7 protein-coding genes are annotated in these 6,957 nt (G+C 65.8%); all 7 read right to left on the reverse strand.

What is annotated here, in order from left to right; genetic code table 11:
- Positions 1-366, reverse strand: a 366-nt coding sequence (locus JJ869_RS20800; RefSeq protein WP_292270296.1) for a hypothetical protein, incomplete at its 3' end; no start/stop codon positions are given.
- 15 nt (positions 367-381) lie between these two features.
- On the reverse strand, positions 382-621 hold the full coding sequence (locus JJ869_RS20805) for a tail protein X (protein ID WP_292270299.1): 240 nt from the start codon (positions 619-621) through the stop codon (positions 382-384).
- Positions 618-1,052, reverse strand: coding sequence for a phage tail protein (locus JJ869_RS20810; RefSeq protein ID WP_292270302.1), 435 nt, complete (start codon positions 1,050-1,052; stop codon positions 618-620). The genes JJ869_RS20805 and JJ869_RS20810 overlap by 4 nt, the downstream gene beginning before the upstream one ends.
- Entirely contained in the window at positions 1,052-4,528 is a 3,477-nt protein-coding gene (locus JJ869_RS20815) for a phage tail tape measure protein (RefSeq protein ID WP_292270305.1), read from the reverse strand. The genes JJ869_RS20810 and JJ869_RS20815 overlap by 1 nt, the downstream gene beginning before the upstream one ends.
- 98 nt (positions 4,529-4,626) lie before the next feature.
- A complete protein-coding gene (locus JJ869_RS20820) occupies positions 4,627-4,944 on the reverse strand; it encodes a phage tail assembly protein (RefSeq protein WP_292270307.1) in 318 nt (105 codons plus the stop codon).
- Between the two features lie 8 nt (positions 4,945-4,952).
- A complete protein-coding gene (locus JJ869_RS20825) occupies positions 4,953-5,489 on the reverse strand; it encodes a phage major tail tube protein (protein WP_292270309.1) in 537 nt (178 codons plus the stop codon).
- 188 nt (positions 5,490-5,677) lie between these two features.
- Complete coding sequence (locus JJ869_RS20830; protein WP_292270311.1) at positions 5,678-6,934, reverse strand: hypothetical protein; 1,257 nt, start codon at positions 6,932-6,934, stop codon at positions 5,678-5,680.
- Between the last annotated feature and the right edge of the window lie 23 nt (positions 6,935-6,957).

Raw genomic sequence — 6,957 nt, forward strand, 5'->3', positions numbered from 1 at the left:
CAGGATCGTCTCGACCGTGGCCTCGTCCCAGTGGCGCTGCTGGCCCTCCTTTGCGGGACCGGTGGTGTCCATGCCTTTGGCACTGATCCGCAGGCGGCGACCCGCCCCGCGGCTTCCCGAGGACTTCACCTCGTCCACCGTGCCGCGGAACACCTCGCGCAGGCCTTCGCCCTGCCAGCCGAGGCTGATGGCGACCTTCGCCCCCTTGCGGGGCAGGACGATCTGACCGGAGGTGTCGTCGATGTCGAGATCGGCACTGTCGGTATGCGTGCCGACCTTGTCGGAGACCCTCAGGCTCAGCAGCACCGGTGCCAGCGCTGTCGTGATGTTTGTCCCGGCAACCGTGACGGTGAACGCTGCGCGCATGCCCCCCCTCCGCTGTTACCAGAGCCGGATTGGCGCCAGGACCTGCGCCGGATCGGGCGACGGGTCGGGAGCCGGGACCAGCAGCAGAAAGGACGTGCCCAGGGGCAAGGTTGGGCCATGCGCCGCAAGCCCCGGGTTCATCGCGTAAACCCGCTCGACGAGGCCGGGCATGGCGCGGTGGAAGCGCCGCCAGACAAGAAGCGAGACCGTCAGGCCATCGCCCTCGACGGTGATGCGCTCGGTGATGTCGGTCATGTCAGCTCCGGCAGGAAGACCCGCGCCAGGCGCGCGAAGAAGGTGGTGGCGGAGGGCGGCGCGCTGCGCGCCACCTCGATATCGATGTCGATCACGCGGCCGACCCCGCCTGCGCCCAGATGGCTCGACCGCTCCGTCACGGTGCGGATCACCACCCAGCCCATGACGGCGCCGTCGCCGCGCATCATGTAGTGCGGCGCGCCGGAGGCCCGGAGGGTGTAGAGCATGTCCAGCTCCGACAGCCCGCCGAATGTCTCGGGAAAGAGCCTGGCCTTGATCGTCCAGGTCTCCGGACCCGCGCCCACGAACTCGAGTGGGGGGCGGGCGCCCAGCACCGGCTTTTCGGCAAAACCGGCGGCGTGGCCGTGGTCATAGCTGCCCGTATTGAACGGCACGACCTCGAAGCGCAGCGGTCCCAGCATCATCAGCATCACGCAAACCTCATGCCTGTGTCGGCAAACACACCGCGGAAGGCCTCGCGCACCTCGTCGCGCATCTGCCGCCCGATCTCGCGCGAGAGCTGGGCGGGATCGACCCGCTCGGTGGTGCTGATGGTGGGGGAGATCACGATATCACCGACCGTCACCGTGATCGACGCAAGGCTCGAGGCGGCCGCTGCCTCGGACGCCACAGGCCCCTCGCCATTCGGGTGCACATAGCCGTTGCGGCTGGCCGTGATCAGTTCGGGGCCGTCTTCGCCCACGAGATAGGTGCCACCCCGGCTGATAGGACCCCCCTTGGCGCGCTGGCCGTCGATCTCTGGCACCGCGGGAGCCGGGGCTGCACCCGTTGTCGCGCCGGGGCGATTGAGCCCGCCAAGCTCCATGGAAAGAGCGCGCGCACGGGCCAGCGCTGCATCGATCGAGGCCGTGCTGACCTCAGGGGTGGCGCTGGTATCGCCCAACATGCGCAGAGCATGGGTGACCTCGTCCGCACGGGATCGGCCTTCGGCCAGATCACCCTCGACCTGATAGAGATCGGACTGAAGATGCCGTAGTTCGGCGCGCAGCGGTACCGCCAGCGTTTGCCCCATCGGGCCGTTTTGATCGATCTGTGCGATCTGCGCCTGCACTCCAGCCATCTCGTCTCGGAGCTGACCTGCGTAGGTGGAGAGATCATCAAGATATTGCTGCGTTGGCACGTCACCCGCCGACCGCGCGGTCATCAGGGCTTCGGCAGCTGCACGCTGCCCAATATCCAGCGCGCCGAGCTCGCTTTGAGAGGGAGGTGCCGGGACGGCCTGGATTTGCGCAGCGCTCTCATCCTCTCCGATCAACCACTTGAGCCAGCCCGGGGGCTCCCCGAAGTCGATCAGGCTGGACAGGTCGATCCTGCCGATGGCGGAGAGGATGCGCCCCGGGATCCCCGCGACCCAACCCAGAAAGTCGTCGAACGCCTGCACCGCCCCGTCCTTGAGCAGCTGTATCAGGGTGGCGCCTGCCTCGAACACCTCTGGCGGGATTTCCCCGAAGAGACCGCGCAGCAGCCCCATGACGAAGTTGGAATAGGCATGCCAGGCAGCGCCGATGCCGTCAAAAACTGCGTCGACAATAGAGCTGGCCGCCCCGCCCCAATCCACACCCGGACCATCGCTGGCAAGCCAGGCCGCAACACCTGTCCAGATCTCGGTGAAGGTCTCGTAGAGAAACCCGCCGACCACACCGATCAAGCGACCGACACCGGCGCCAATCGTCTCACCCACCGCGCCCCAATCCACGGTCACGGTCGAGGCCCAGTCATGAACGGCGCTGTACGCTCCGGCCATCGCCTGCACCAAGGCCGCGCCAAGGCCGTAAGCAACCTGCGGCACCCCAAGCAGGATGTTCGCCGCAGCCTGCGACCAGTCCACATCCAGACCGTCCACGAAGGTGGCCAATGACGACCAGGAATAAGATATCGCCGCAATCACCAGTTCCCCAAGACCGCTCCAACCCGCAAGCAGGCCGCTGGCCACGGTCGCGCCAACGCGGCCCCAATCCAGATCGCCCGCATAAGACGTGATCGATGCCCAAGCGGAGCGGAGCGCCACAATCGCTGCATTCGCCAAATCCGCTGATAACGCGCCAATAGACCTGCCCGCACCGGCCGCCAAGCCCCGGAGGTCCAGGTCCAGACCCGCACTCCAAGATGTGACGCGTGACCAACCCTCCGACAGCCCATCCATCAAACTGTCGACGATTTGCTTGCCCGCGCTGCGCGCCTGCGCCAGCGCCGCCTGTGGATCGACGGCCAGATTGGACAGAAAGTCGCGCAGGCCAGATGCAGCTCTCGCAAGACCCGCCACCACACCAGCCGCCGCAGTGGCCGCCGCCGAGCCCCAGCGCAGCCAAAGATCGGGATCGATCGGCCCCGTCAGCCGGTTGAACCACGACAGAGCGTCCCCCACGAGGGCGGTGAACCTCTCGAGTGCAGGGCTGGCCGCGCTCATGGCCTCCGAGAAGGACGCCTTGAACGCATCGATGCCCGCTTTGACGCCCTCCCAATTGTTGCTCAGGAACGACAGGGCCGCGCCAACCGCAAGAAGGGGTCCGGCGCGTGCGACCAGGAACAGACTGCGGAAGCCTGCAGCCAGCAGGTTCAGAGCGCCGCCCCGACCCAGCAGCCCGACAAAGGTCAGGCCAGCGAGGGCGCCCTTGAGCGCGATGAACCCCGCAATCGATCCGACAATCGCCGTGGTCACTTCCGGATAGCTGGCAGCAAACTCGGAGGCGGCAACGATGATCGGCGCAATCGCCTGTCCAAGGCGGACAAGGGCCGGGATAAGCGCGTTGCCGATGCGGATCTTGAACTCGTCCAGCAGGCTCAAGAACCGCTGCAGATGGGAATTGAACGTGTCGTTCTGTGCAGCGAACTCCGCAAAGGCCGAGCCCGCATAGCGCGATTGGTCCCCCACCATCGCCAAGGTGCCCTCGATCAGATCGAGATTGGTCAGCAGAGGGCCAAGCGCCCGGGCCTCGCTGCCAAAAAGGTCCGTGGAAATGGCCGCCTGCTGTTCCGCAGGCAGCTGGGCAATCCGGCGCAGAACATCCGTTGTTGTCGCAACGGCGTTTTCCTGCATCGACCGGGCAACCTGCTCGGCATCAAGTCCAAGCGCCTGCAGCGCATCCCGTTGCGAGCCGGTGGCGGATGCGCCGCGGGTCAGGGCAGCCCCCATGTTCCGGAAGGAGGTGGCCGCCACATCGGATTGCGCACCCGCCGCCAGCATCGCCGAGGCAAAGGCGGCGGTCTGCTCTGCGGTAAAGCCGAACATGGTGGCCTGCGCGCCGACGCTCTGCACCACGCTGAGAATGTCCGCCGCACTGGAGGCCTGGCTGTTGGACAGGTGGTTCATCGCGTCCGCGAGCAGGATGGCCTCGTCGACGGAGAGACCGAGCGCTGTCATCATGTTGGCCATCGCGGTGCCGGATTGCTCGGAGCTGATATCGAAGGCGACACCGATCTTGGCGGCCGCCGCCGTGAACCGCGTCAGGTCCGCTCCTGCGATGCCGGCTTGACCCGCGGCGGCGGCGATCTCCGCCAGACCATTGACGGCAAACGGGATCTCCCGCGAGAGCCGGAACAGCTCGTTTTGAAACGCCTCAAAGGCTTCGGGTGTCGGAAAGTCGACAACCTTTGCCACGCTGGCCATGGCCGCCTCGAACTCTGCCGCGGTCTGGATCGGACCTGCGATGGCCCCATGCAGCGTGGCATAGCTGCCCGCAACATCGATCACCCCCAGGCGGGCCCTGTCCAGCGCATCTGCATTGCGCGAGAGCGCGAGATCAAGCCGGTCCGACAGACCGAGGCGCTGGCCATTTGCCTCGCGTATCCGGTGGGTGATCCCGGCCAGGGAACCTGCGGCCTGCCGGGCGGGTTCGGTGACCCGGTCGATCAGGGAAATGATCAGCTGCGACGTCAGAACGGACATGGCTCACCTGCGCTGTGCGCCGGCCAGACGCCGGGCTTCGTTGTGCCAGAGCACGACCTCGGACCAGTCCATGTGCTCGAAGGCGGTGATGGGGGTGTTCAGCCAGTGGGCGGTTTCGGCAATGACGGAGCGCCAGTCCCGTGCGCCTTGGCCTGGGGGAAAAAACCGGCGACCTCCTCCGAGAGCTTGGTGAAGTCCTCGGCATCGAGCTCCTCGATCACCTCTGGCGGCAATCCCGTCAGGGTGGCGGCCATGACAATGCCCTGATCGAGCTTGTCTTTGATGCCGTCCAGTGCGGCGTCCATCGCCTTGAGGTCCTTGACCTTGGGGCGGGTGATCGTCACCTCGGAGACCTCGCGGTCCTCGACGGTGACGGGGTAGTGCAGGCGAAGCGTTTTGGTCTTGGGGGATGTCATGATGTACCTCACAGACCGCCGGGGATGCGCAGGATTGTGCGCTCATCTGCGTTTTGCGACACGCCGTTGACGCGCCAATCCGATGTGAAGAAGTCCCAGTAATAGGTCTCCGTGCCCTCGAAGTGCAGCTCGTAATGCAGGATCTCCGAGATCGTGTAGTCGAAGCCCTGCATCTCGCCACGTGTGAACGCTTCGGGGCTGGCGGCACCGAGGCGACCTTCAAGCACCGCCTTGGCCTCGATGGCGGCCCCACTGCGCTTGTTGCGGATCACGCCGTAGGCCGTGAACTTCTTGCGCGCGCTGGCGCCAAGGCCGAACTGGGCCAGCAGGTCCGGGTCCCAGCCCGCCAGCTTGAAGCTGGCCTCGAGCTTCTGGATGCCGACCGCCACCTCGATCTGGACGCGGGAGCCGCCCGGCTGGTGGTCCTGATAGGCTTCCTGCAGGTTGGGCAGCTGCAGCTCGGTCAGGGTGAGGTGCTTGGAGGCGGTGGGGTCGTCATCGCCGCAAAAGAGGTTTGCGGCCTCCATGAGGTATATAGTGCTCATCTGAGCCTGTCCTTTTTGTTGGGGGAGCGATCATCCGGGCGGTCCAGTCTCGCCGACACAGCTGCGCCGGGTCAGCCTGTCAGGGTTGGATGCTTGAAGGCGGTGGTATCATCACCACGACAGTATGGATTTGCTGCCTGAATGAGGCATATATTCTACATCTGGACGTCTGCTTGCTGACTGCCGGGTCAGCCGGTGATGGTGCCGACCTGTGCCAGCAGCTCGTCAAGCAGGGCGTTGAGCGCCGGGCGATAGCGGGCGGACTGGATGCCGAGATAGCGCAGGACCGGGGCTTCCTCGGCTGCGAAGGTGACGGTGAAGCGGCCCTGGCGCAGTTCTTCGGGGCTGTTCTGCGCCGGCAGGAACTTGACCTCGAAGCCGAGAATGTCGCCATCGGCCTTGAGGTTGCGCAAAGCCGTTTCCATCGTGTTCAGCACGGCCTGGATGGTCTGGCCGGTGATGTTGAAGCGGCCGAGGTAGAACCGCAGGGTGCGCAGCAGCATCAGGTGGATGTAATCGCGCCCGCGGGTGACGTTGTAGAACCGCCAGAGGTCATCTTCGCCGGCGTTGTCGGTGCCGACAAAGATAAAGCCGCCCTGACCGATGACGCTCTCGACGCCCATCTCGCCGCGCAGCAGGATGCCGATATTGGCTGCGAGCAGGCTCTGGCCCTCGGTGGCGCCATCGGTGAGCGAGAAGGCAATCGGGCGCGAGGGTCCAACGATGCCCTGCACCGGCTGGTTGGCCCAGCTGTGGAAGGGGCGGCCCTGGAAGGCATGATCCCGCCGCACGCCCACACCAATGACCGCCGGGGAGAGGGGCTGCACCACGGTCACGCCGCCGTCCAGCACGCGCACCGCCGGGTCCACCGGGATGAGGCGATCATGCGAGATCGTCTCGCGCCAGTCTAGCGCGTCCTGCAGGGTGGTGGCGGGGCCATCGACCACCGCATGCGCCAGCAGCTTTTCGCAGATCGGGGGCAGCGCTGCGCAGACGGGGTTTGCATCACCCCCCATGCGCTGGCTGGTAAAGCCCGGGGCACAAATCAGGCGGGGCGTGACGCCGAGCTCAGCGGGTGCGTTCAGGAACGCGCTGAGGCCGGTGGCGACACCGTCACCGACGATATTGGCGAGGGTATCGTCGATGGCATTCACACCATCGCCGTCGGCGACACGCACCACGACGATCTTTGCGGCCGCCTGGAACGACCCCAGCTGCGCATTCACAAGCGTGATGGCATCGCGCAGGGTGCCAGCCGCACCCAACGCTGTTAGCTTGGTGGCGTCGTCGGAATAGAGAAACACCGGCATGTTCAGCGGAAACGCGGTGGCGTCCGCGTCAGCTGCGGTGCCGATGATACCGACGACGGACATGTCGCTGGCCACAGGCGGCCGAGGCTCATTGTCGATCCGCTGGATCGACAGGCCAAAGGTAGGATCAGACATGGGGGATGTCCTTTGCATGGATG

Source organism: Marivita sp. (assembly GCF_017643905.1).
In the GTDB taxonomy this organism is placed as follows: Bacteria; Pseudomonadota; Alphaproteobacteria; order Rhodobacterales; family Rhodobacteraceae; genus Marivita.

Coding starts and splice junctions, on each gene's coding strand:
- JJ869_RS20830 (WP_292270311.1), bottom strand. CDS start 6,934: ATGTCTGATCCTACCTTTGGCCTGTCGATCCAGCGGATCGACAATGAG.
- JJ869_RS20815 (WP_292270305.1), bottom strand. CDS start 4,528: ATGTCCGTTCTGACGTCGCAGCTGATCATTTCCCTGATCGACCGGGTC.
- JJ869_RS20820 (WP_292270307.1), bottom strand. CDS start 4,944: ATGACATCCCCCAAGACCAAAACGCTTCGCCTGCACTACCCCGTCACC.
- JJ869_RS20805 (WP_292270299.1), bottom strand. CDS start 621: ATGACCGACATCACCGAGCGCATCACCGTCGAGGGCGATGGCCTGACG.
- JJ869_RS20825 (WP_292270309.1), bottom strand. CDS start 5,489: ATGAGCACTATATACCTCATGGAGGCCGCAAACCTCTTTTGCGGCGAT.
- JJ869_RS20810 (WP_292270302.1), bottom strand. CDS start 1,052: ATGCTGATGATGCTGGGACCGCTGCGCTTCGAGGTCGTGCCGTTCAAT.